Origin of the sequence: Arsenicibacter rosenii, assembly GCF_001870735.1 — a bacterium.
Classification (GTDB): domain Bacteria; phylum Bacteroidota; class Bacteroidia; order Cytophagales; family Spirosomataceae; genus Arsenicibacter; species Arsenicibacter rosenii.
On sequence record NZ_MORL01000005.1, the window covers coordinates 32,522 to 55,777 of the forward strand.

Consider the following 23,256-nt stretch of genomic DNA (forward strand, 5'->3'; position numbering starts at 1 on the left):
GTTTACCACGCATTCACATTTCCTTTAATCATACTTTTTACCGTCCACCAGCATATACGCATATCCAACAACAATGACTGCCGGTCTCGATAGTATAAATCATACCGAACCCGATGCTGCATTTTTACCAGTGTTTCGGTTTCACCCCGTGCACCGCGTACCTGTGCTAATCCCGTAATGCCCGGCTTTACTAAATAACGAAGTTTGTATTCGGGAAAGCTGTTCCAGAATTGTGCGTCGTGGGCCACGGCATGCGGCCTGGGCCCGACTACGCTCATTTGCCCCATTAAGACATTGATGAACTGCGGCATTTCGTCCAGGTTAGTTTTCCGCAATACCTTACCCACTTTTGTGACACGATCATCGTGCCGCGTAGTTTGCCGGAATTCACCCGGCTGCTCGTGCCGCATCGTGCGTAATTTCAGACATTTAAATTTCCGCCCGTTTTTTCCCGTTCGGGATTGGACAAAGAACACAGGTCCCCGCGAGGAGAAGAGAATACAGACTGCCGCAACAGGTAACAGCCATGACAGGATAAATACGGTGACGAGGAGGGCAAACACCACATCAAACACACGCTTTCCATAGCGTACGTACAGCGATGATTCCGTCTCTGCGCTTCGGTCTTCCGGCCGGAACAGTCCGGGTGTAGGAAGTGAGTCTAATGAGATCATGGCGTTGGCGTGAGCGTTTTAGGTTGTTTACGATTAGTTTATGATTGTATCAATACCATGTATTTATTAATACCCACAGATTCATATAAGTAACAAATGATCTGAAACTTTTTTCGTTTTGCCACTAAGGCGGCAAGACGTGAAGGGGCACTAAGTTTTAATTTTCACCACTAAGACTGGAAGTCGCCAAGGAGCACTAAGTTTTTTTTGCCTCTGCTTTTGTGCTTCTACTTTTCTTAACGTCTTTGTGGTTATTCTTCTTTGCGCTCCTTCGGTTCTTAGCGTCTTTGTGGTTAGTCTTTTCTCTTCGTTGCATAATCCCCCCTACCCTGCGCGGGGCAGGGGACGGGATGTATGTCCGTACAGGGTTAGCTAGGGCGTGTGAGTCGTTTGTCTTTGCCCTCTCCGTAGTAGGCCCCGTAGCTGTAGCTGTAGTAATAGGCTTCGCCTTCGCCGACAGCGTTCAGGATCACGTTCAGTTTATTGAACCGGTGTTCGCGGTTCCAGGTATCGAGTTGCTTGATAAAGTTCTTCGGTGTATGGTCGTGCCGGACCACATACAGGGTTGCATCGGCCAACGGGGCAATCACCTGCGCATCGGTCACGAGGCCAATCGGCGGGGAGTCGATCAGCACATAGTCAAAGCGCTTCTTCAGTTCATCGATCAGTTCGGGCAGTTTCGGGCCGCTCAGCAATTCGGCCGGATTCGGCGGAATCGGCCCGCTCGTGATGATAAAATAATTCTCGTTGCCCGGCACTGGCTGTAAGATTTCATCTACCGTTGCTTCGCCGATCAGGTAATTGCTCAGCCCCTGCCCCGGAAAAATATTCAGGTTTTTATGGAGCTTGGGCTTCCGGAGGTCCATTTCCAGAATCACCGTCGGGCGGTTGACCAGGGCGAGGCTCGCGCCCAGGTTGAGCGAAATAAATGATTTGCCTTCGCCGCTGATGCTGGAGGTAAACAGGAGCACCTGACTGCCTTTCGGATCGGTCCGTAAAAACTGCAGGTTGGTCCGGAGCGTCCGGATTTGTTCGGCAATGATGGATTGCTTCCGGCCCGAAATCACAATCGGCTCCAGCTTTTTGCTCTTGACAATTTCGCCCAGAATCGGTACCTGCGTCCCTTCTTCCACGTCTGTCCGGCGCATCACGCGGTTGCTCAGCATGTCCTTGCCGGCCATTACTCCTACCGGAATTAGTAGCCCTACCAGCGCAAAAATCAAAAAAATTGTCCGTTGTACCGGTTTAACGGGTTCAGCTGCCGTGCGTGCCTTATCCACCGTCCGGCTATCCGAAATAGTAGAGGCGAAGGATACCGCCGTTTCTTCCCGCTTCTGCAGCAGGTAGGTATACAGGTTGCTTTTAATGGCCTGTTGCCGCGAAATCTCCAGGAGGTTGCGCTCCTTACCCGGAATGGTCCGGATCTGCCCTTCCAGCGTTACGTTGTTGGCCTGCAGCTGTTTCTGCGTGGTCGTCAGCATGGCCTTCATGTTTTGCACGTTGGCCTGGATGCTGGTTTTGGTCGATTTTATCTGGCTGTCCAGCGTCTGCAGCATCGGGTTTTGCTCGGAGGTGGTCCGCGCCATCTGTTCCCGCTGTAGTTCCAGTTCCGACAATTTGCTGACAAGCCCCAGCAATACCGGATCATTCAGCCCGAGGGTAGCCGGGGCCATGCCTTTCTGATCGGACTGCTGCTGCACATAACGCTCCACATCTTTCAGCGCACCCAGTTGCAGGGTCGTTTCGTTTAGCTGCGCATCGTTGGTTTGCAGGGTCTGCAAAAAGCTTTGCGCCTGCGTGCTCAGGTCGGTAATCCCTTGGGAGGATTTGTAGTGCTCCACGTCTTTTTCCACTACGGCCAAATCACCCGAAATCAGGGACAGGCGGTCTTCGATGAATTTCAGCGTGTTGCCCGCAATCTGATTTTTGTCGGCAATGGCCGCCTGGTTATATTCGTCGATCAGGCCGTTCAGAATCGCTTCGCCACGCTCCGGTACCGCATCTTCCAGCGACAGCACAATCACCGTCGAGGCTTTGCTGGTTGGCTCGGCTTTCAGCGCGTTTACATAGCCGTTTACGGCATCCGTCCGCGTCAGCACCTGTACAATCACCGGCTCAGTCGTTGGTTTCAGCCCCTTCAGCCCGTCTACCCGAATCCGGCCATAGGGCGTAATCAGCGGCCGGTTAACGGGATAGGTTTTGCCGTTGATCTGTACGGTGTTAATGGTTGGGAACGTAAGCCGCAGTTCGTCTTTGTACAGGGCCGGGCTAGCGGCTTCGACCACAAACCGGAACGGCCGCGCGGCATACAGATCGCGTTTGCCAAAGGACGTTTCGGTATAATAGCGGACATCCAGATCCAGTTTGTTCACCACTTTTTCCATCAGGGTAAACGATTTCAGGATCTCAATTTCGTTTTCCACCGTTTTTTTCGGCCCCGAAATCTCCAGTTCCTTCAGAATGCTTTCCTGATCAATCCCCTTTTTTTCGTCCTTGATCAACAGGCTTGCCTGCGAACGGTATACGGGTTGCTGATACAGTAAATACACATAAGCACCCGCCAGCGCCACTACGAGCGAAGCCACAAACCAGGGCCAGTTGCGCAGGTAACGGAATACGGTCGCCCGCAAATTTTGAGAATCCGTATCAACCTCCTGAAAAGGGATGTACGAGTAATTAGATGGATTGGACATGCGGTATGGGCTTAAAGTCTGGTAACGATGATAGCAACAATTGACAGCGCGCTCAGGATGATGGGCAGAATCCGGTAGGCATTGTCTGCACTAGCCACCCGGGCATTGCCGGGCTCTACATACACAATGTCACCCGGATGCAGGTAGTAAAAAGGCGATTTAAACAAATCCCGTTGGCGGAGGTCGATGCGGGCAAAGATTTTCTGCCCGTTTTCTTCACGGATCACTAATACATTATCCCGGCGGCCGTAGACCGTCAGGTCACCCGCGAGGCCAATGGCCTGCGGGAGCGTTATTTGCTCATTTGGTATCGAATACATGGACGGCCGCGTTACCTCACCCAATACGCTGACCTGGAAGCTGGTGTTGCGGACATTTACGGTTGGTTCTTTCAGATAGGTCGTTACTTTTCCCCGGATAAGGTCGGCCACCTGTGAGGTGGTTGAACCGGCTACTTTTATTTTGCCCATCAGGGGCATTTCGATATTGCCCGCATTATCCACGAGATAACCGGGAATGTACGGTAATGATGCATTTGGTGTTGACGCCTGCGTCTGACTTACCTGGTTAATGACTGCGTAGGGATTAAAGAAAGAGGTGGCTTCGGGGTTGAGGCTGCTGACCTGGATAGAGAGCACATCGCCCGTCTGAATGGTTGGGGTGTAGCGGCTCGCGACCGTCAGCGTGTCGGCGGTTGTTTTCTGGAAAAGCACCAGCTCTTTGCTGGAAATGCAGCCCGTCAGACAGAGGCAGAGACAAGCCAGCCAGAATCCGGTGCGGGTGATGCGTGCGTGTGGAGTCATAGGCTGTTTGCGTTAATGTCTTTCCATACCTGCCCGCTATACGGGCATTGTTTACACTTGAACATAGAATCACTAATGTTAAGATAAGATAGTCAGAGTTGTTACCTCTTATTTTTATCAGTAACCAATAGTATCTTTTTTTCTAATGATCGTTACGGAAATCGAGTACTAAGTAAATAGAAAAAATAGTTACTACAATGGGGTCATATGCAGAATTTGTCTTATTTGGCGATAAGTAATATTACTTATACAAATTGTACAAAAGCATTATCGCCGCTAACCAAATCCCCATTTCCGTCACAAAGTTGTTTATAATTAATAAGAACTCGTATACGTATTTATACGCTATTTTCATCTGACTGACAGGGCTGAAACCATCTTTCTGTTTGGTAATCAACTGGTTTAGCCATATAATAAATTTTAAATTATCCCTTTCAGTAAAAATTGTACTGATTTTTGAGGATTATATGTTACCTTATTCTTGTAACCATATCGATTACAACCGGTACACCCTATACTATCGGGGTTTATTAACCGGTAGCCGCAAATATCTGAAGAATATCTTTTTGGGGACTTAATGCCATAAGTGGTTAATTCATATTTATCACTGATCGTAATCATATACTTGTATTGCGCAAAAATTTACCACATAGCCACACAGAAAACATAGGTTTTATCTTTCTCTTTGTAGGCTATGTGGTAAAAAATAAATTTTACAGTGAGTCAACGTTCATTTCCGGGCTGGGTGCCTCTGGCATTTGTTTTGCTCGCCACAACAGCCGTGTTCAGCCACCTCGGCTATTTGCCGGTCGATGTCCGGACCGACGAGCCGAGGCGGGCCGTCGTCGCGCTGGAGATGCTGCTGTCGGGCCATTACCTCACCCCTACCCTCAACGGGGCCCTCTATTTCAACAAGCCGCCGCTCTACAACTGGATGATCGCCGGTTCGTTCCGTCTTTGGGGCGATTTTTCGTCGCTGGCGCTGCGGTTTCCGATGGCGCTTTCTGCCATCGGCTTTTCACTGACTATTTTCTGGTTTGTCCGCCGTGAGCTGGGGGCCTACAGGGCGTTTCTGATTGCGGGGATGCAGCTGGTCAACGGGCGGGTGCTGTTTTTCGAGACCTTGTTCGGGCTCATGGACATTACGCTGGCGTGGATTACCTACACGAGCTGGATGCTGCTCTACCGGCTGTCGGTGCGGCAACGCTGGTGGGTGCTTTATCCGGCCACCTACCTGCTGACGGCCATCGGGTTTATGATGAAGGGCTGGCCATCGGTTATTTTTCAGGGGCTTACGCTGGTTGGCTGGCTGGGGTGGCGGCGCGAATGGCGGCGGCTGTGGCATCCGGCCCACGTGGCCGGGCTGCTGCTGTTTGCCGGCCTTGTCGGCGGCTATTACGTGGCGGCGGCGCTGGAAGCGGGTTTTCCGGTGGCCAAAGCCCTGGATGTGCTCTGGTTTGAGAGTACCCGCCGGACGGCCCTCACCTTCGGCATCGGCGCGGCCCTGCTCCACCTGCTGACGTTTCCGTTTGAGTTTATCTACCATTTTGCGCCGTTTACGCTGCTACTGCCCCTGCTCGCGGTTCGGGGGGCCCCAGACCGGCTGCGGGCGCATCCGTTTCTGGCCTTCAACGGGCTGGTGTTTCTGGTGAACATACCCATCTACTGGGCGTCGCCGCAGGTCTATGCCCGTTATCTGCTGATGTTTCTGCCGCTGCTGTTTACCTGTCTGGTCTACTTGTATGAGGGCGTAGGGCGGAGAGCGGGGAGCGGAGAGCGCGGGGTGTGGGTTCGCCGGTGGGTGGAGCGGATCTGGGGCGGGCTGATGGCGCTGATTGCTGTCGGGGCGTTGGGGCTGCCTTTTCTGCCCGACATGCAGGGGATTCCGTACCGGTTCACGTGGGCGGCGGGGGCCTCCGTCGTACTGGGCGGGTGCTGGTATGCCTATACGCGCCTGCCTGCCCACCGGCTGCTGATCCTGCTGTTCTATCTGCTCTTCGGCCGGATAGCCTTTAACGCGCTCGTATTGCCCCCCCGGCTGGCCAAGCGGGCTTTCTACAAAGCGACCTCTGAGCAGGCCGCGCGGCTGACGCTCGACCCTCGCGGGCGGCCGCTGCCCCTCTATGTCTACCGGCAGACGATCACGCCCGAACTGGGCGCCACCGACGTCAATACGTTTCATATCGAAGTGGTCCGGCGGCAGATTTTGCCCCTGACGAGCCAGAAACACCCGAATGCCTTGTATCTTGCCGACTCCGTCAGCCTCCTCAACGAACACTACCAAACCCTCGGCACCCTCATGCTCTACGACAACCACCCGGCGAAGATTGTAAAATTTGTGAATGAGCGATTGAGCGATTGAGTGAAAGGATCACTCATTCACAAATTCACTCAATCACTCATTCGCCCAATCACTCAATGACGCGTTAAACCATGCAGCGCCACTCAATCAGTCAATCAGTCAATCAGTCAATCATAGTCTCGGTTGTCATTTGTGTTTATAACGAAGCCGGGAACATCGGGCCGTTGGTAGAGGAACTGCGATCGGCGCTGCGGGGACGTAGCTATGAGCTGATTTATGTCAATGACGGGTCGACAGACGGGACACTGGCGGAGCTGGACGCCCTGGCGGCTCCGGAGCTGGTGATTGTCGATCTGGCGCGGAATTACGGGCAGAGCCAGGCCCTGGCGGCGGGGTTTGCGGTGGCACAGGGCACCTGGGTGGTGACCCTCGACGGCGATCTGCAGCACGATCCGGCCGATATTCCACGGCTGCTGACGCTGGCCGAAAGCGGCGGGTATGACATGGTCGGGAGTGTGAGAGCGCGGCGGCAGGACGGTTTCTGGCTCCGGAAAGTACCGAGTTGGGTCGCCAACGCCCTCATCCGGCGCGTGACCGGTGTTTACCTGCACGATTATGGCAGCTCCCTGCGCGTGTTCCGCACCGACCTGGCGAAGCGGCTACCGCTCTATGGCGAACTGCACCGGTTTATGCCCGTGCTGGCCCATCTGGAAGGAGCCCGCATGACCGAAGTGCCGGTCCACCACCGCGCCCGCCTGCATGGTGCTTCCAAATACGGGCTGGGCCGGACCATGAAGGTCATCAGCGATCTGATGCTGCTGGTTTTTCTGAAGCGCTACGGCCTGAAGCCCATGCATTTTTTCGGGCACGGCAGCCTGTACATGTGGGCGGTCAGCGGCCTGCTCTACGCGTACGACGGCTGGCACTTTCTGACCAACGGTGTCCGGCACCCCTCCCTGCTGGCGCCTCTGCTGCTTGTCGGCGGTTTTCAGTTTCTGGGCATGGGACTGCTGGCCGAACTCCTCCTCCGCCTGTATTACAATTCCCCCCAGCGAACGACGTACCGTATACGTAACCTAACCAAAAAATCATAAATCAGAACAATCATATCCGCCTTTATTTATGTGACTTATCCTATATTTATTTATAATTATCTGGCACAATAGTTGTTTGTTTATAATTTTGTAGCTAGTAATTATTCTTTTACCGGTTCAAGTAAATAAGTTGGTTACTAACAAATCGATTTCCTTCATAGTTGAATATTACAATTTCTACAATCAGTCAGCTGTCTGTTCAGAACGCCGATAATGGTAGCCAGGCCGCTACCTATACGACAACGGTAGGCGGTGCTGCCTGCCCGGCAGGTAACTAAGGGTTTGCGGCTTATAAAAGGGTCTGTCCGGGGGGTGTTTCCGGGCAGACCGGTTTGTTTGGGTCAGGCGGCCGTTTTTTTCCGGATAATGGCATTGAGCGCAATCAGCACCCACACCACATTGACCAGGGCGGAGGGGTACGCGTGGTGATAGATGGTATTGACAACAAAAAACACACCGCCTACCATGTTCATCCAGATGTAGGCAATGTGATCGGCTTTGAGGCGGCCGTAGATATTGGCGGCGTAGGCCCCCACGATCAGCACTGAGCCAATCCAGCCCAGGGTTTCAATCAGAATGTGCATCATGTTCAGATCAGATCCGGTCCATCATCTCCATGCAGGCGCGACCGTTGTGGTAGGGGCATTTCCACATGCTGATTTTGGTGTTGCCCACGATCTTGTGGTGTTCATCCACACCGCCGTACCATTCGCCCCGCTGCCGGTCGATGAGGTATTTTTTGATAAAGGTCCAGCTTTCTACCGACTTTTCCAGAAACTGCGGTTCTTTTGTCAGCTGCCAGGCATGGATGAACCCGACCATGGCTTCGGCCATTACCCACCACGACCGCTCCTGATTCAGGTGACCGGTAACCGGATCAAATTCGTAGTTCATCCCGCCATCGGCCGCCAGCCCCGTCGCGGCAGCCCGCGCCATGGCGACCGATTCTTTTTTGATCGCGTTGACCAGTTCATGATCGCCCAGCACCTCCGCTGCTTCGGGCAGCAGCCAGGACGCTTCGATGTCGTGGCCGTAAGAGATGGCCGTCCGGCGGGTTTCCCAGTTGTCGCCCTGAAACAAGATCATCCGGTGTGTTGCCGGGTCGATGATGTGCTGCCGGAAAACGTTGATCAGGCCGCGCACCTGCGTGCGGAGGTCATAGATCCCCTGGCCGCGCTCAGGCCATACGCGCAGCAGACAGGTAAAGGCTTCCAGAATGTGCAGATGGGTATTCATGGTTTTCGACTCACCGTTTTCTTTCCGGCTGATGGCATAGGGAGCGGTCGGTGACCAGTCGCGGGCAAATCCTTCGAAAAAGCCCCCGCTTCCTGTTGCGTCATAGGCGTGTTTGACCATGGCGGTGTAGACTTCCTTTGCAAAAGCCAGGGCAGGGGCGTGTTTCGTGGCGCGGTAGTATTCGCTCAGGCCATACACGGCGAATGCCTGCCCGTAGAGTTGCTTGGTGGTATCGAGTGGCTTACCGGTTGCGTCGACCGACCAGTAAACACCGCCATAGTCGCGGTCGCGGAAAAAGGTATCGAGGTAATCGTAGGCCCGTTTAGCCAGCGGGAGGTAGTCAGCGGTGCGGCGGGTGTGACGGGCAGCGGCAGCGAAGGTCCAGAGAATACGGCTGTTGAGGACAATGCCTTTGGCGGCATCCGGTTCGGGCACATTATCGAGACCGACCTGCCCGTAAAAGCCGCCGTGCCGGGTATCGACCGCGTATTTCTGCCAGTAGGCCAGGATGTTTGTCAGTTCGGTTTGCAACTCGCGGTGGAGCGCGTGCAGGTCAGGAGATAACATACCGGTTTTCGTTTGGTCAGGTAAGGCAGGGGGGCAAAAAATCTACTATAGGTTTTCCTACAGATTTTATCTACCTTTCCTTCTCATTATCACAGCCTTTATGCAAAAAAATCTTTACATCCTCACCTTTCTGGTCGTGGCTGCCATACATTGTGCGCTGGGGCAGCGCACCCCTGCCGACACCCTGCTACCCGCTATCCGGACTGACACGGTCTATTTGGCTCCTGCCTGGCAGAAGACCGGTATCCTGCAACCGCCCGTAAACTTTTCGGTGTCGGCTACCTCGCTGACGACCTGTATCAGCCAGCCGGTAACCATTTCGCTGACCATACCGGAGCGGTCGCTAGGCTCCATGCTTATTTTCTCGGTTCCGCAAAACGATAGTGTGCGTACCAGCCTGCGGCAGGCAGCAGACAACAATAATCTTTTCCTGCTGACAACGGAAGCGGTCAAGCCGGGCCGGTATTCCTTTTCGTTTATTCTGCTGGCAGCCAATATCACCCTTACCCAATCGGTGACGGTAGAAGCAGCTCCCTGCTCCCTGAGCCTGATCGCCCCTGAATACAACTGCCGCACCGGCAGTTTTGTGTTCAGGCACATGGGCGGTGATACGAGTGCCGTAAGCTACATGGCCGTTGGCATTACGTCGTGGAGTGACAAACCCGGTCCGTTTACCGTAAAACCGGCCTGCGATGCCGGGCCATTTACGCTCATGGCCCGCAGCGACAGCGACCCGACAGCGATTACGACGTTTGCCTGGAACTATACCCAAACCTGTCCGGAAAACTGCCCGCCGACAACGGCTCCCCCGTCATCGACAACGGTCACACCGGTCATAACCGCGAACCCCTGCGCCAGTCCGGACAGCACATTAGGGCAACCGCTCCGGCTGCTGGCCCCGGTCTATGACTGTTCAAGCGGCGTCATTACCTTCAGGATAACCGGCGGCTCCGGCGGTCAGGTATCGTTTATGAGCCCTGCCATTACGGGCTGGACCACCAACTGCCAGACCAACATCCAGAATTTTGCCCTGATCGCGGATATCCGCGACCCTGCTGTTTTCATAGAGCCGTTTATGCTGTTTGCCCGCGAGCTGCAGGAAGACGGCAGTTACGAAATGGCCCGGCTCCGGTGGGACCCTAAGACCGCCTGTGGGGAGGGAGCGGGCCGCACCGCTCTTTCAGAACAGCCGCTGCTGGTTGAGGTGGCCGGGAATCCTGTTTACGGGAATCTGGCGGAGGTAGTGCTGGATGGATTACAACAGGAGCCGGTACAGCTCCGGGTAGTTTCCTTACAGGGACAAGTGATTAGCGAACAAGCCTTTCCGGCAGCATCCGGTACGGTACGGACGCGGATCAAAACCGGTCAATCATCCGGTATATACCTGATTCAGGCCTTCACGCCAACCCGGCGAAAAAGTATCAGGATCGTGAAGCAATAAAAAAACGGTACTTTTGCGGAACAATCGTCAACGCAATGACCCTCAAACAACTTCCGCTTCACCACGTTCATCAGCAGCTCGGGGCTAAAATCATGCCCTTTGCCGGGTACGAAATGCCCGTGCGCTATACCTCCGACCTCGACGAACACAACACCGTCCGCAACGCTGTCGGTATCTTTGACGTGTCTCACATGGGTGAGTTCATCGTCCGGGGTGCAGATGCCTGTGCGTTTATCCAGCGCGTCTCGGCCAATGATGCGTCTCTGTTATACGACGGCAAAGTCCAGTACAGCTACCTGCCGAATACGCAGGGCGGTGTGGTCGATGATTTGCTGGTATACCAGATCAGCCCCGTCGAGTTTATGCTGGTTGTCAACGCCTCTAACATCGACAAGGACTGGAACTGGATCAGCCGGTATACCGACGGACTGGCTGTCGAACTGACCAATATTTCCGACAGCACCTGTCTGTTTGCCGTGCAGGGCCCACTGGCCGCGCAGGCGCTCCAGTCGCTGACAAACGCGCAACTGGACGCTATGTCGTACTATACCTTCGAAAAGACTGATTTTGCCGGTTTCGCCAATGTCATTGTCTCGGCAACGGGCTATACGGGTGCCGGTGGTTTTGAAATCTACGTGGCCAACGAGCAGGCCGAAGCCGTGTGGCAGGCCATCATGCAGGCTGGTGAGCCATTTGGTATCAAACCGATCGGACTGGGTGCGCGCGACACGCTGCGCCTCGAAATGGGCTACTGCCTGTATGGCAACGACATTACCGACACCACCTCACCGATTGAAGCCGGTCTGGGCTGGGTCACCAAATTCACCCACGACTTTGTCAACGCCGACGCACTGAAAGCGCAGAAAGATGCCGGTGTACCGCGCAAACTGGTTGGCTTCGAACTGATTGACCGGGGCATTCCGCGCGGCCACTATGCCTTGTGCGATGCTGAAGGGCAGGTAATCGGCGAAGTAACGTCGGGTACGCAGTCACCGACACTGGGCAAGGGCATCGGCATGGGCTACGTTCCGACGGCGTTCAGCAAGCCGGGCACGGAGATTTTTGTCAACGTACGGGATCGCCTGCTGAAGGCGCAGGTGGCGAAGCTACCGTTTGTGAAGAAGTAATTATTTTGGAAGAATATGTACGTCAAAGGTCTCAAAACGTGATGGTTTTGAGACCTTTGACGTGTTTAATAGCTTGAAGCGATGCATTCTCTGCATCACTTCTCCACCGGTCACCGGCCGGGCCAACAGACATTGAGCCGGTGAATGCATAGCTCACCATTGTAAACCAAGAATAAAAATCAGTCTACTAATACCTAAAAACGAAAATTTAGTTTTTATAAAAATAAACATATTGTGTTTTTTTCTCTATTTTTCGCCACACATAATTTCGTAAAGTAATCTTAATGGCTCACCTGCCTGAGCCAGCTTCCGGCTTACTGATTTTGATACCTGAATCAGTAACCTCCCAACCCATTCGATCAGCCGCTCTCTTTGCCCTTCACAGGGTGGATGGAACCGTCTGTATTACCTGATGACAGTGTACCCGGCCCGGCTGTTTCCGGGCAGACAGGCACGTTTTGTTTAGTTGATATTCCCTTAACTACCTCTATACAATGTCAAATATTGCAGGCAAGGCGTATGCCATGAATCTACTGACGCCGCTGAAGCGTCGGATGGTCTGGGTCAACAAGGCTATTTTCTGGATTGCCGGACGGCCTTTTTTTCAGAAGCGCTCGTTTGGCGGGTTAATCACCCTCTCGCTCATTCATTATGCCCGCTGGGTTATTATCAAGGACAAGGATTTGCCAAGGCTGAACGAAAAACAGCCCAAGGAAAAGCTGACTTATGGCTACATGCTTTTTTTCAGCAACTTCAATGGCAGCTGGACCCAATACGTCGATTCCTTTTCGATGGCAATCCCGGGCGGGCTGAATCTGTTGTGGTACAAAACCATTGGCTGGCCCGATTCGGTGCCCGAAACGCCGTTTAACCAGTATGTACTGAGCAATCAGATCTGGACGGAGCATTATTACAGCGCCTATCCGCTGGCGTCTTCGAATGATATCAAATCGGCGAAGAAAGTCCGGGAGTCGCTGCTGGACCTTGGCCGGAACCTGAACACCATTTCGCCCGATGATTTTCAGAAACAATACAATGCCACCCTGTTAGCACTGCAGAATGACCTCAGTCAGATGGAACCAACGCCGGTTGTGAGTCTGGCCAATGAGGCCATTGCCAAGCGCAAACGGATTGAAGCCGACCGCGAGTAACCTTATCCTTACCCCTAGTATAGCCTTTTAACACTCATGCCCAACCTCTCTGGTAATGCATACGGGCTGACCGTCCTATGCCCTTTAGTCGCCGAAAGCGGCCTTGTTTCGCCATCTATTGAGACCCGTAAAGTCCTTCAGGCCCTGCCCGACACCCAGGACTCCTTTGATGGCCGGTGCAACAGTCCGATGGCAGCGGTACCCAATACCTACCTGGCCCGGTTTTTCCTGCTGGAAGATGCTTTTTTTCAGGGTTACCCCAACCAGTATGATCAGCTCCGGTCGAGCTACCTTGTCTTTGTTGCCGAAGTACATGCCGGATCGGAAGCGGCCCTGACCGACTATCTGAAGACGATGTATGCCGCCATTCCGGACGACATTCACCGGATCTGGCAGTATTGTATTGATTTTGATCAGGTGACGAGCGCCGATGCCTTCGAGAAATACATCCGCCGGTGTCAGGTCAACACCACGTTTTATTTTAACGGCTCAACCGATGCGCCCCTGGCCGAGCAGCTTAAGTCACTGTATCTGAAGCAGGAGTTTTCGCGGTTTGTATACAGCCATCAGGGGCTCAAACCGGAGGCGCTTCTGACGGCCTACCGCGCGTTTGCCGAACGGGTCAAACCGTTTGATGTGCAGGCGCCGACCTGGAAACCGGGTATTTCTTCAGAAAAACACATCGTAACCGCTTAACCTTCAGTCCCTATGGAAGTACGCTTGAATTATACAGACATACAAGGCAACATTCTGGCACACAGCGTTGAATTCGGCTTTTTCAAGGCCCGCTACCTGTTTTTCAGCATCAATAAAGTAGACAATGGCCGTGCGTTTGTCCGGCAGTTGCTTCCGCTTATCACCAGTGCGGCCGTCTGGCTTTCTGAAGAAAACACCCGGGCCACGGCCGTCACCACCAATGTGGCCTTTACCTACAACGGCCTGAAGCAGCTGGGGCTTCCGGTGTTGTCGCTGCAATCGTTTCCCGATGAGTTTATTGTAGGCATGCGTGGCCGGCGAACCATCCTCGGCGACGATGGCCGCAGCGATCCGGAATGCTGGGATAAGGTCTGGCACGAAGACATTCACGTTTTTGTATCGATTGAGGCACGGGAGGATCAGGCCCTCGAACAACGTTATGCCCAAATCCTCGCCATGGCTGCCGAAATCGGGGAGATTCACCTGCTGGACGGCCACCGGACCGCTGTCGATGGGGTTACGCTGCCTTACCAGCAGGCGTCTGTTCTGTACGAAAAAGGCATCCCGACGGCCAAGGAACACTTCGGATATTCAGACGGCATCAGCAATCCGTTTTTCGAGGGTATGCCCGACGACCTGGGCAATGTGATGGGCGGCGGCAAAAAAGTCCGTTACGGTGATCCCGAACAGCCTTCGACCTGGGCTCCCCTGCAAACCGGTGAGTTTATTTTAGGCTATCAGGACGAAGCACAGGAGTATCCTGTTGCGCCAACCCCGCCGTTGCTGGCCAAAAACGGCTCGTTTATGGCCTACAGCAAGTTTCACGAATATGTGGGCCGTTTCAATGCCTATCTGGATACCTGCGGGGCCGTGTTTCCCGGCGGTAAAGAAGCGCTGGCGGCCAAATTTGTCGGAAGGTGGCGGAATGGGGCACCCTTAACCAGTTTCCCCAACGAAGCCGACGCCAACGCCATTGCCCTGAAACGGCAGCTTGCCCTTGCGGCCATCAACACCGCCAAAACAACGGATGAGCTGGTCAACGCCAGGGCCGCGTTTAAGGAAATCAATAAAAAATTCACCGCCTTCGACTACAGTAAAGACATTGAAGGCAGCCGGTGTCCGGTGGGAGCACATACCCGCCGGGCCAATCCGAGGGGATCGCTGGAGTTCGGTCAGGATAAGGCGTTTAATACCCCGAGCGCCCTGGATGACCGCCGCCGGATGATCCGCCGTGGCCTGCCCTACGGCATCGCGCCGGACCCGGCCAGCAATAACGGCGACCACGGTACCATTGTCATGAGTATCTGCGCCAGCATTAAACGCCAGTTTGAATTTGTCTTTCAGCAATGGCTCAATTACGGCAACGACTTCAAACTGGCCAACGACAAAGACCCTATTCTGGGTAATCATGACGAACTAAACGGCGTTCCCCAGGGCAGAATGGTTGTTCAGGGCGATCAGGATACGGCGCCGTATTTCCTGAGCCAGATTCCCCGGTTTATTGAAACACGCGGGGGCGACTATTTCTTTATTCCCAGTCTGACCGCCCTCAACAGCATCGGTGAAGGTATTGTTGACCCAACCTGATGCAACCTGGTCAGGGTTCTCATCTTATACCTAACGTAGCTTATGTCTGTCTTTACCAGTCTATTAGAAAAGCCCGGCGTACAACGGTTCTTCTGGAACGTACTCCGCGCCGTATCGCCGGTGATTGTCTTCCGCAAAACCGTGCTGATCAGTGGGTATCCCGAAGTCGTACAGGCGCTTACCCGGGACACCGACTTTACCATTGCTGAAATTAATCAGGCCCGGATGGACGGGCTGGATCTGGCTTTCTTTCTGGGCATGGATCGCAGTGCGCAGCATGACCGCGAACTCCGGATGATGCAGCAGGTTGTTAAACGGGAGGATCTCGCCCTCATCCAGACACTTGTCCGGCAAAAGGCGGCCGAATGCCTGGAGAAAGCCAGAAGCAACGGCCGGATTGATGTTGTAAACGACTATGCGCGTGTGGTACCGGTCAGCCTGATCCGGCATTATTTCGGGCTCGATGCATTCGAGGACCGGCAGATGATGGGCTGGATGCGCGCTCTTTTCCACCATCTGTTTCTTAATCTGACCAACGACGAGGCCATTGCCGCTAAAGCCACCACGGCGGCCGGTGAACTCTCTGCCTATCTGACCGCTTATATTGCCCGATACCGGCAGACAGGCACCTACGCGCTTCCGGAATCGGATACCGTACTCGACCGGTTATTAAAGCTACAGGACCAGGAGCCCTGGATCACGAATGATGTCATCCGCCGGAATATCAGCGGCTTTATCATCGGATCTGTCGACACCACGAGTAAATGCTGTGCGCTGGCCATGGACGTATTGCTGGATAAAAAAGCGTATACCGCCGATGCCGTGCAGACAGCCCTCCGGAACGACACAAAAACCATCGGCCGTTATTTGCTGGAAGCCTTGCGGTTTAACCCGCATAACCCCATTGTGTTGCGGTATAACCAGTCGGCCACAACGATCAGCAGCGGCGCCAGGACCTATGCCATTCCGGCCGGTGCAACCCTGTACATCGGTATTGCGCCGGCCATGTGGGATACCCGCGTATTTCAGCAGCCGGATACGATCAACCTGTCCAGAACGGCAGAATACCTGCACTTCAGTTACGGGCTGCATGCCTGTTCGGGCCGGTATATCAACATGGCCCAGATTCCTGAATTAATGGCGGGCTTACTGCGCTTACCAAACATCCGGAAAGCCACCGGCGATGAAGGAAAAATGGTGTTCGACGGGCCCTTCCCGGATCGGTTTATGCTGAATTTTACGGCCTGATGCCTGCAAAATCCGGGGGAGTATATAGTTTTGCGGCGATCCTGACGTTACAGATTCGCTGCCGGAACCCGTCTATACTACCCCGGCTTTTGTTTCATGGTTACTCCCTCCTCCCTCCTTCGCCGGCTGGCGGCGCTACAGACCGATACCGATCCGGTGTCCGGGCCGGGGTTGTTTCCGTCGTACCGGATTCAGCCGGACTGGGGCGGCTACCGGCGGGCCGATGTCAATGTCTTTTTCACGGCCAGTATTGTCTTTGTCCTGCAGCAACTGCGGGCGCAGCTACCACCCGGCCAACAGACAATTATTGATCACATCCGGCAACGGGCACAGGCGGCTTATCCGCAATTCCGGAATAAAGACGGCCTGCCCACCTATAATTTCTGGCCGACTACTCCTTCCCGCCATTTCCCAAACGGGCGGTTGTTCCACCGGTTCGACCACTTCCGGATTCCGGACGATATCGACGATACGGCCATGGTCTATCTCACCAGTCAGCCCCCGCCCGCCGATGCCCGCTGGCTGACCGGTAAACTGGCGCAACACGCGAACCTGGCTCAGGCCCACGGCCCTATCCGCAATACGTTCCCTGAGTACCGGGACCTGCCTGCGTTTTCGACCTGGTTCGGCAAGCACATGCCCGTCGACTTCGATGCCTGTGCCATGAGCAACATGCTGTATTACCTCTATGCGGCCGATGCACCGGAAACACCCCAGATGACCGCCAGTCTGCATTACCTCCGCCACATTGTCCTGTCGGGGCGGTACAAAACACATCCCTTCCGGTGTTCACCACACTATGCCCGTACCTCGCTGATCATCTACCATCTGGCGCGGCTGGCCGGTGCCTTTCCGGTGCTGGAGGCGATTCGTCCGCGACTCATTGCCGATACGCTCACCGAACTGCCGTTTGCTGCGAACCGGATTGACCGGCTCATGCTCCGGACATCGCTCTACCGGCTGGCTCCCGACATTGCCCGCCACCAGACCGCACCCGTAGACCTGACCGGCATCGAAGCCGACTTTTCGTCCTTTCATTTCTTTATTGCCGGCCTGCTGACCGCCTATGAACACCCGCTCCTGAACCGACTGGCCGACCACCCGTTTGTTCAGCTCCGCTGGCAGTGCGACGCCCACTGTCTGGCCCTGCTCCTGGAATATCTTTTGACAGGATTACAGGATTAAGCCGTAATTTCGTTACCATTAGGTATTTGACTCTCTACCCAACATGACACGACTTGTATTCATCCTGCTTTGCACCCTGCTGACGCTCCCGGCTATGGCCCAGAATTGTCTTAAACTGTCAGGAATCATTCAGGATCTTACAACCCGCCAGCCTGTTTCGGCCAGCCTCTACGTGCTGGTGCCGGGCGGCAGTATACACGCCGGTAAAAGCGACGAAAACGGCCGGTTCACCGTCGATGTGAATTGTAATGCCACGGCGCTGATCATCGAACACCCGAATTACCGCAGCCAGCGTTTGCTGGTAAAACCTACCCTGACCATGCCCGCCAGCGAAGCGGTTGCCATTACGGTGCCGATGATTCCGAATAGTTTTCAGCAGGTTAGCGTACGGCCACTGACGTCGGCGGAGTTTAAACTGCTGTCGCCCAAGGTGAATCCGAAGTCGAAGCAGCGGAGTTTATTTTTTATGTCGGATGTGTATACCACAGCGCCGGTCCGGGCACGGACCTGTTTTCATTACATGACTGCCGACTGGACCAACTGTCTTGATCCGGATGTAGAAGGCCGCTTTGAACTGGCTTTTGCCGAAAAGGATGAACTAACGGTGGAGGTGAAGTCGCCGGGCTTTGATTTTTACCAGGGAATGCTGACAATCGACGCGGCGAATGGCCGGCTCCGGCACGACTACCGCCTGTTCCGTGATCTGGTCAGCTTTTCGGTACGGGTGCAGAATGCCAACGGTACGCCGGTTACTGAAACCTTCCGGTGCGAAATCCGGCCGGTGGCGGCCGGTGCGCCGCCGGTTACCCTTAATGCGGGCCGCACCTGGCAGAGCAGCTACCTGTTTTTTCCGCAAGCCTACCGGCTAGCGCTGGTTGATGCCCGAAAGCAAATTCGCCATCAGCAGGACGTGGTTCTGCGCGAAGGATTCAATATGCTGGAAATCAAACTGCCGCCGGTTGCCGAAACGCCGAAGCCAACGCCCCCGGCCCCTACCGTAACCGCAACGGTAAAACCAGCCTCTCCTGCAACGCCTCCGGTCAGCGACGAGCCGGCCGTTACGTTTGAGATTCCGGGCGTAGCCGCCCTGAACCTGCCCGATTCGATTCCGCCGATTTATTTCCGCCAAAGCAGTTATGAGCTCATGCCGGAATCAGCCCAGGTGTTGCGGGCCGTAGCGGCCTATCTGAAAAAGAATCCGAAGTATCAGGTAAAAGTCATGGGGCATACCGACAATGTGGGAGATCCGGCCAAAAACCAGACCCTGTCGCAGTACCGGGCCATGGTGACGGCCACCTTTCTGCGCCGCCTCGATGTAACGGACGAGCGCCTGACCACAACCGGTTTCGGCAGCCGTTACCCGATGGCCCCGAATGACACGGAAGAAAATAAAGCCAAAAACCGGCGGGTAACGCTGAAGCTGACGGGCAAGTGATTTTAGAGAACCACAGCTGATTTTAGAGAACCACAGCGATCACAGAGAGTAAGCACAGAGCTACACGACGTATAAATTAGTGTGTAACTCTGTGCCAAACTCCGCGTAACTCTGTGGTTTAATTCTTTTTCGCTTCCTGCTTCCGCATCGGCATACTGTCGATAATCTTAAAAAGCTCATCGGGAGCGGCAGGCGCGGAAAACCGGTGCTTTACGGTACCGTCTTTGCCAATGAGCCAGCCCACGAAATCATCTGCGGGGTTTAGTTTAAAATCGCCCCCCATCAGGAACTGCCGGTCGGGCTCCATGACCAGGGAGTTAATCAGGACAATAACATCCAGATCCCGTTCGGCCACCTGCTGGTCGGCCTGCCGGAGCGATTCCTGCTGTTCGATAAGGTAGTGTTGTGCATCTTCGCGGCCGTACAGCAACAGCACACGGCGATGATCTTTTTTGTCGGCCAGAATCGCCTTCAGCGATTTAGTCTGGTTTGCAATGCTTTCCATAACGATGAGAGTAAGAATACTAAAATGTATCACTAACAACCATCGCAGACGGCTTTGTGTTTTCATGATGTTAAGCCGTGCTGCCATCCACGACCATACACAGCACGTTTTTTAGTAGAGATCTTCCGAACGCTCCAGCATCAGAATCGACGCCTGGGGGATGATAATGTACTTCTGTCCGTCGTATTCCAGGTCAATGGCGTTCCGTTGCAGATAAATGGCCAGATCGCCTTCCTGCGCCTGCAAAGGCATATATTTCACTTTTTCTTCCGTTTCTTTCCAGGGCTCATCGTCAACCGGCGCCGGAATCGGATAGCCGGGACCTACCTTAATCACATAGCCCGACTGGACCTGTTCTTTTTCGTGCACGGTCGGCGGCAGGTAGAGTCCGCTGGCCGTCCGGTCGCCCGGATCTTTCGGTTTAATCAGAACGCGGTCGCCTACGATAATGAGGCGTTTCAGTTTATTATCGGCCGTAATCTCAATCATAATGGCTTATCAACGTAGTTTATGACAATATCTCACTGTGTTTCAGCGGTGGAGGCACCGGCAAAAATCAGGCAATTTTTTACAGATTGCCAAATTGTCAGCCTTTACCGCTCAGGGTACCGGATCATACCCGTGCCCGCCCCACGGATGACAGCGGCTAATCCGTTTCATTCCCAGCCAGCCCCCCTTGAGCGGCCCGTGTTTCTGCACGGCTTCGATCATGTATTGGGAACAGGTAGGCGTATACCGGCAGGCATTCGGGAAGAAGGGAGACACGGCTGCCTGATAAAATCGTACAAACCAAATAACTATCTGTTTCATCTTTTCTCACTTAAACCGACTTACCTTATCTTTGCCCGGTTTAGTTCATTAACACCAAGGGTTCTGAAAACAATCCAATATGCTGCAATACATTATCTGGGATATTAATCCCGAAATCTTTCACATTGGCTCATTCTCCATTCGCTGGTACGGTTTGTTATTCGCACTTGGCTTCCTGATCGGGATGCAGATTATGACCCATATTTTCAAAAAGGAAGGCAAACCGGTGGAAGATACCGACACCCTGTTGCTGTATATGGTGATTTCCACGGTCTTAGGTGCCCGGTTAGGTCATTTCCTGTTTTACGAACCTGAATTGTTGATTAAAAACCCGCTGCAGGTTATTCTGCCTCCTTTTGCCGGCCTGGCCAGTCACGGAGCCGGGATCGGTATTTTGCTGGCCCTGTGGTTTTATTCACGCCGGAAACGCAGCATAGAGACAGGGCAGACATTTTTGTGGGTAACCGACCGCATTGCGATTGTCGTGGCGCTGGCCGGTGCCTTTATCCGGCTGGGTAACCTGATGAACTCCGAGATCGTTGGCCGGCCAACGGACCTGCCCTGGGGGTTTGTGTTTATCAACAACGACGAGTTTGCCAAAATACCCCGGCACCCTGCTCAGTTGTATGAGTCGCTGTCCTGCTTTGTGTTATTTTTTATTCTGCTTGCCGTCTGGAACCGTAAGAAGGCAGCAACGCCGCACGGAAGCCTGCTGGGCATTTTCCTGATTGTTGTCTTTACCCTTCGCTTCCTGTATGAGTACCTGAAAGAAAATCAGGTCTCGTTTGAAAGCACGCTGTTCCTGAACATGGGGCAGATTCTGAGCATACCGGCTGTGTTACTAGGTATTTTCTTCCTGGTTCGCTCTGCGTCTAACCACCCGCCGGCAAGGAACTAACAACGCAATAAAAAGTGGTGGCATGACCGGCAGACAAACCTGTTAAACAGGACCATCTGCCGGTCATACCACCACTGCTATCTGCTATCCGGCATCAACCAGATCCAGCATCTGCTTTCCTCTTACTTTGTCCAGTTCAGCGTATTGATATTCCGCCCCAGCGTCCGGCCTTCGCGCAGGCCGGTTTCATTGTCTTGCCGGGTATGAATCCCGCCCAGGAACCGTGAAAAAGCCGACTCCTCTGCTGACTCCCAGAATGACTTAAATGACCGGGCTTTAAAATCTGTATTCCGTTTGGTATCCCGGACACGGCTTACGTGCGAATCATCAGTAAAGGCAAAATCGTCGCCAAATAAGCCGGTCAATACGGTAGCGGCCGCTGCCGACTGCGTCGCGTGCCCTGATGTATACCCCGGGAACGGCGGTGCCGGCCAGAACGGTACCCATGACGGATCGATTGCACGGCGCACAAACGTGTATGGCCGCTCATTCATGAAGGCATATTTACACTTCCAGCAGTGCACAAAAGCATCGGCTACGGCCATACCCACGCGGGCAAATGCTTCCACCGAACGACTCAGATTAGCGTTGCTGGTTTTAACCGCAATACGCGCCAGGTTATAAGAGTGGCCGGGCGGGGTAAAGGTTTCGCTCGGATCATCGGCCCACCAGATTGAGATTTCTTTTTCGGTCTGCGTCAGCGTCATGTTTTTGGTGTATACCTCCAGATATTGCGCATAATACTGCGACGTCGGGCTGGTTGAAATAGGCAGTGGTTCCGGAACCGGCATTGTACTGGAAGCACCAACAAACAGCCGGTTGCGGCCCCAATAGGGCTGCATCGGAATTTTCTGCCCGTTTTCGGTAGGGCGCCAGAAGCCATTGCCAACCGGCAAACTGTAATCGGCGGGGAAGTTACGGGTATAGCCCTCGTGGCCGCCGTCGGTTTTCGACCAGGCAAAGATGGCATCCGCTACACGTTTACCAAAGTCCGTCGACCGGTCATTTTCCTCCTGTGAAGCCGATTTAAACCGGGCAAACAACGCTGATTCCAGCGAATCGACGGCTGTTTTAGCCGCTGCCGATGCGTTGGCATGCAGACTGCGCAGAATAGCGGCCTCGGCCGCGTTGACGCTGAGGTTCCAGTTATAGCTTTTGCCGGCCTCGATCTGCGGCAAGGTACTTAAGCCTTGCAGCTGACCAGCCAGCGAACGGCGGTCGGAGATGCCGGGCACGGCTGCCTCATACATGGTAATACCGGCAAAGCCCAGCGCCCGTGACGCAACCGGCGGCGAAAAACCCGCACTCTGCCGCACCAGACGAAGCTGCATGGCCGACCATTTCAGCGCAACCTCATTCGTTAATTTATCAGCAGACTGGCCGCCGGGATTCACAGCCTCACTTTCCGGATTTTGCCGGCAAGACTGTAATAAACTCAACAAAAGTAACAGCAACGCAATGCCCGTAGCCGAAGCCTGACGGCGCGCTTTACTGTGCACACGTAATTGTTGTTCCATAAGATACGTTGGTAATAAGAGGATTCGTACATAAACGGTACTATGATTTCATTAAAGCAAATATGTTGCCAAACCAGGCAAACGAGAGACTTTTTCCAACACGTTAATTTCATTCGGACGAACTAACACCAATCAGGTATCGGTCTGTACCCGGGAATGTGTACCTTTGATTACGGGTTCAGGCCGGTTAAACGTAACGCTCAAAAGTTACTGAGCAACCTTTCTGAATACGATCCATACACCGTAATTCGTACATCATCACTCGTAAATCATTTGTTTCTGATCGG

Annotated in this window: 20 protein-coding genes; 11 read left to right on the forward strand and 9 right to left on the reverse strand. The window is 53.9% G+C overall.

All coding sequences use genetic code 11. The features are described 5' to 3' along the window. Window positions 1-2: 2 nt before the first annotated feature. The 3 genes from BLX24_RS11260 to BLX24_RS11270 all read right to left on the reverse strand — a co-directional run bounded on the left by BLX24_RS11260 (window position 3) and on the right by BLX24_RS11270 (window position 4,170). Window positions 3-674 carry a sugar transferase gene (locus BLX24_RS11260; RefSeq protein ID WP_071503255.1) on the reverse strand — a complete coding sequence of 224 codons (672 nt, stop codon included), beginning with the start codon at window positions 672-674 and terminating at the stop codon, window positions 3-5. A 368-nt stretch (window positions 675-1,042) separates the two neighbouring features. Further along, entirely contained in the window at window positions 1,043-3,367 is a 2,325-nt protein-coding gene (locus BLX24_RS11265) for a GumC family protein (RefSeq protein WP_071503256.1), read from the reverse strand. A gap of 11 nt (window positions 3,368-3,378) precedes the next feature. Continuing rightward, entirely contained in the window at window positions 3,379-4,170 is a 792-nt protein-coding gene (locus BLX24_RS11270) for a polysaccharide biosynthesis/export family protein (RefSeq protein ID WP_071503257.1), read from the reverse strand. Between the two features lie 718 nt (window positions 4,171-4,888). Between BLX24_RS11270 and BLX24_RS11275 the strand changes: the two genes are divergently transcribed. Both BLX24_RS11275 and BLX24_RS11280 read left to right on the forward strand, forming a co-directional pair. Beyond that, the gene (locus tag BLX24_RS11275; RefSeq protein ID WP_229201770.1) at window positions 4,889-6,532 is read left to right on the forward strand and encodes an ArnT family glycosyltransferase; all 1,644 of its coding nucleotides are present in this window, start codon (window positions 4,889-4,891) and stop codon (window positions 6,530-6,532) included. 71 nt (window positions 6,533-6,603) lie between these two features. After that, on the forward strand, window positions 6,604-7,566 hold the full coding sequence (locus tag BLX24_RS11280) for a glycosyltransferase family 2 protein (protein WP_083421928.1): 963 nt from the start codon (window positions 6,604-6,606) through the stop codon (window positions 7,564-7,566). A 341-nt stretch (window positions 7,567-7,907) separates the two neighbouring features. Here the strand turns inward: BLX24_RS11280 and BLX24_RS11285 are convergent, their stop codons facing one another. Together BLX24_RS11285 and BLX24_RS11290 are read right to left on the reverse strand one after the other, a co-directional pair. Continuing rightward, complete coding sequence (locus BLX24_RS11285; protein ID WP_229201772.1) at window positions 7,908-8,153, reverse strand: CBU_0592 family membrane protein; 246 nt, start codon at window positions 8,151-8,153, stop codon at window positions 7,908-7,910. Window positions 8,154-8,160: 7 nt separating this feature from the next. After that, window positions 8,161-9,369, reverse strand: a complete 1,209-nt coding sequence (locus tag BLX24_RS11290; protein ID WP_071503258.1) for an AGE family epimerase/isomerase — start codon at window positions 9,367-9,369, stop codon at window positions 8,161-8,163. A gap of 100 nt (window positions 9,370-9,469) precedes the next feature. On the opposite strand from BLX24_RS11290, the gene BLX24_RS11295 reads away from it, so the two are divergent. From BLX24_RS11295 to BLX24_RS11330, 8 genes are all read left to right on the forward strand, one after another. Further along, window positions 9,470-10,810, forward strand: a complete 1,341-nt coding sequence (locus tag BLX24_RS11295) for a T9SS type A sorting domain-containing protein (RefSeq protein WP_071503259.1) — start codon at window positions 9,470-9,472, stop codon at window positions 10,808-10,810. 35 nt (window positions 10,811-10,845) lie between these two features. Next, window positions 10,846-11,937: a glycine cleavage system aminomethyltransferase GcvT gene (gcvT, locus tag BLX24_RS11300; protein ID WP_071503260.1), complete on the forward strand. Its 1,092-nt coding sequence runs from the start codon at window positions 10,846-10,848 to the stop codon at window positions 11,935-11,937. A 494-nt stretch (window positions 11,938-12,431) separates the two neighbouring features. Beyond that, a complete protein-coding gene (locus BLX24_RS11305; protein WP_071503261.1) occupies window positions 12,432-13,088 on the forward strand; it encodes a hypothetical protein in 657 nt (218 codons plus the stop codon). A gap of 36 nt (window positions 13,089-13,124) precedes the next feature. After that, a complete protein-coding gene (locus BLX24_RS11310) occupies window positions 13,125-13,784 on the forward strand; it encodes a hypothetical protein (protein WP_071503262.1) in 660 nt (219 codons plus the stop codon). Window positions 13,785-13,796: 12 nt separating this feature from the next. Continuing rightward, a complete protein-coding gene (locus BLX24_RS11315) occupies window positions 13,797-15,371 on the forward strand; it encodes a Dyp-type peroxidase (protein WP_071503263.1) in 1,575 nt (524 codons plus the stop codon). 42 nt (window positions 15,372-15,413) lie between these two features. Continuing rightward, entirely contained in the window at window positions 15,414-16,619 is a 1,206-nt protein-coding gene (locus tag BLX24_RS11320) for a cytochrome P450 (protein WP_071503264.1), read from the forward strand. A 96-nt stretch (window positions 16,620-16,715) separates the two neighbouring features. Continuing rightward, window positions 16,716-17,804, forward strand: coding sequence for a hypothetical protein (locus BLX24_RS11325; protein ID WP_071503265.1), 1,089 nt, complete (start codon window positions 16,716-16,718; stop codon window positions 17,802-17,804). Window positions 17,805-17,847: 43 nt separating this feature from the next. Beyond that, on the forward strand, window positions 17,848-19,239 hold the full coding sequence (locus BLX24_RS11330) for an OmpA family protein (protein ID WP_071503266.1): 1,392 nt from the start codon (window positions 17,848-17,850) through the stop codon (window positions 19,237-19,239). A gap of 118 nt (window positions 19,240-19,357) precedes the next feature. Here BLX24_RS11330 and BLX24_RS11335 read toward each other — a convergent pair whose 3' ends face one another. The 3 genes from BLX24_RS11335 to yidD form a co-directional block, all read right to left on the reverse strand. Next, window positions 19,358-19,744, reverse strand: a complete 387-nt coding sequence (locus BLX24_RS11335) for a DUF4174 domain-containing protein (RefSeq protein WP_071503267.1) — start codon at window positions 19,742-19,744, stop codon at window positions 19,358-19,360. 111 nt (window positions 19,745-19,855) lie between these two features. Further along, complete coding sequence (locus BLX24_RS11340; protein ID WP_071503268.1) at window positions 19,856-20,233, reverse strand: co-chaperone GroES; 378 nt, start codon at window positions 20,231-20,233, stop codon at window positions 19,856-19,858. Between the two features lie 111 nt (window positions 20,234-20,344). Then, a complete protein-coding gene (gene yidD / locus BLX24_RS11345) occupies window positions 20,345-20,554 on the reverse strand; it encodes a membrane protein insertion efficiency factor YidD (RefSeq protein ID WP_071503269.1) in 210 nt (69 codons plus the stop codon). 79 nt (window positions 20,555-20,633) lie between these two features. Here yidD and lgt point away from each other — a divergent pair, with 79 nt between their 5' ends. After that, window positions 20,634-21,452: a prolipoprotein diacylglyceryl transferase gene (gene lgt, locus BLX24_RS11350; RefSeq protein WP_071503270.1), complete on the forward strand. Its 819-nt coding sequence runs from the start codon at window positions 20,634-20,636 to the stop codon at window positions 21,450-21,452. 122 nt (window positions 21,453-21,574) lie between these two features. On the opposite strand, the gene BLX24_RS11355 is transcribed toward lgt, so the two are convergent. Next, window positions 21,575-22,969 (reverse strand): vanadium-dependent haloperoxidase, encoded by a 1,395-nt coding sequence (locus BLX24_RS11355; protein WP_083421929.1) that lies wholly within the window; start codon window positions 22,967-22,969, stop codon window positions 21,575-21,577. Window positions 22,970-23,256: the final 287 nt, after the last annotated feature.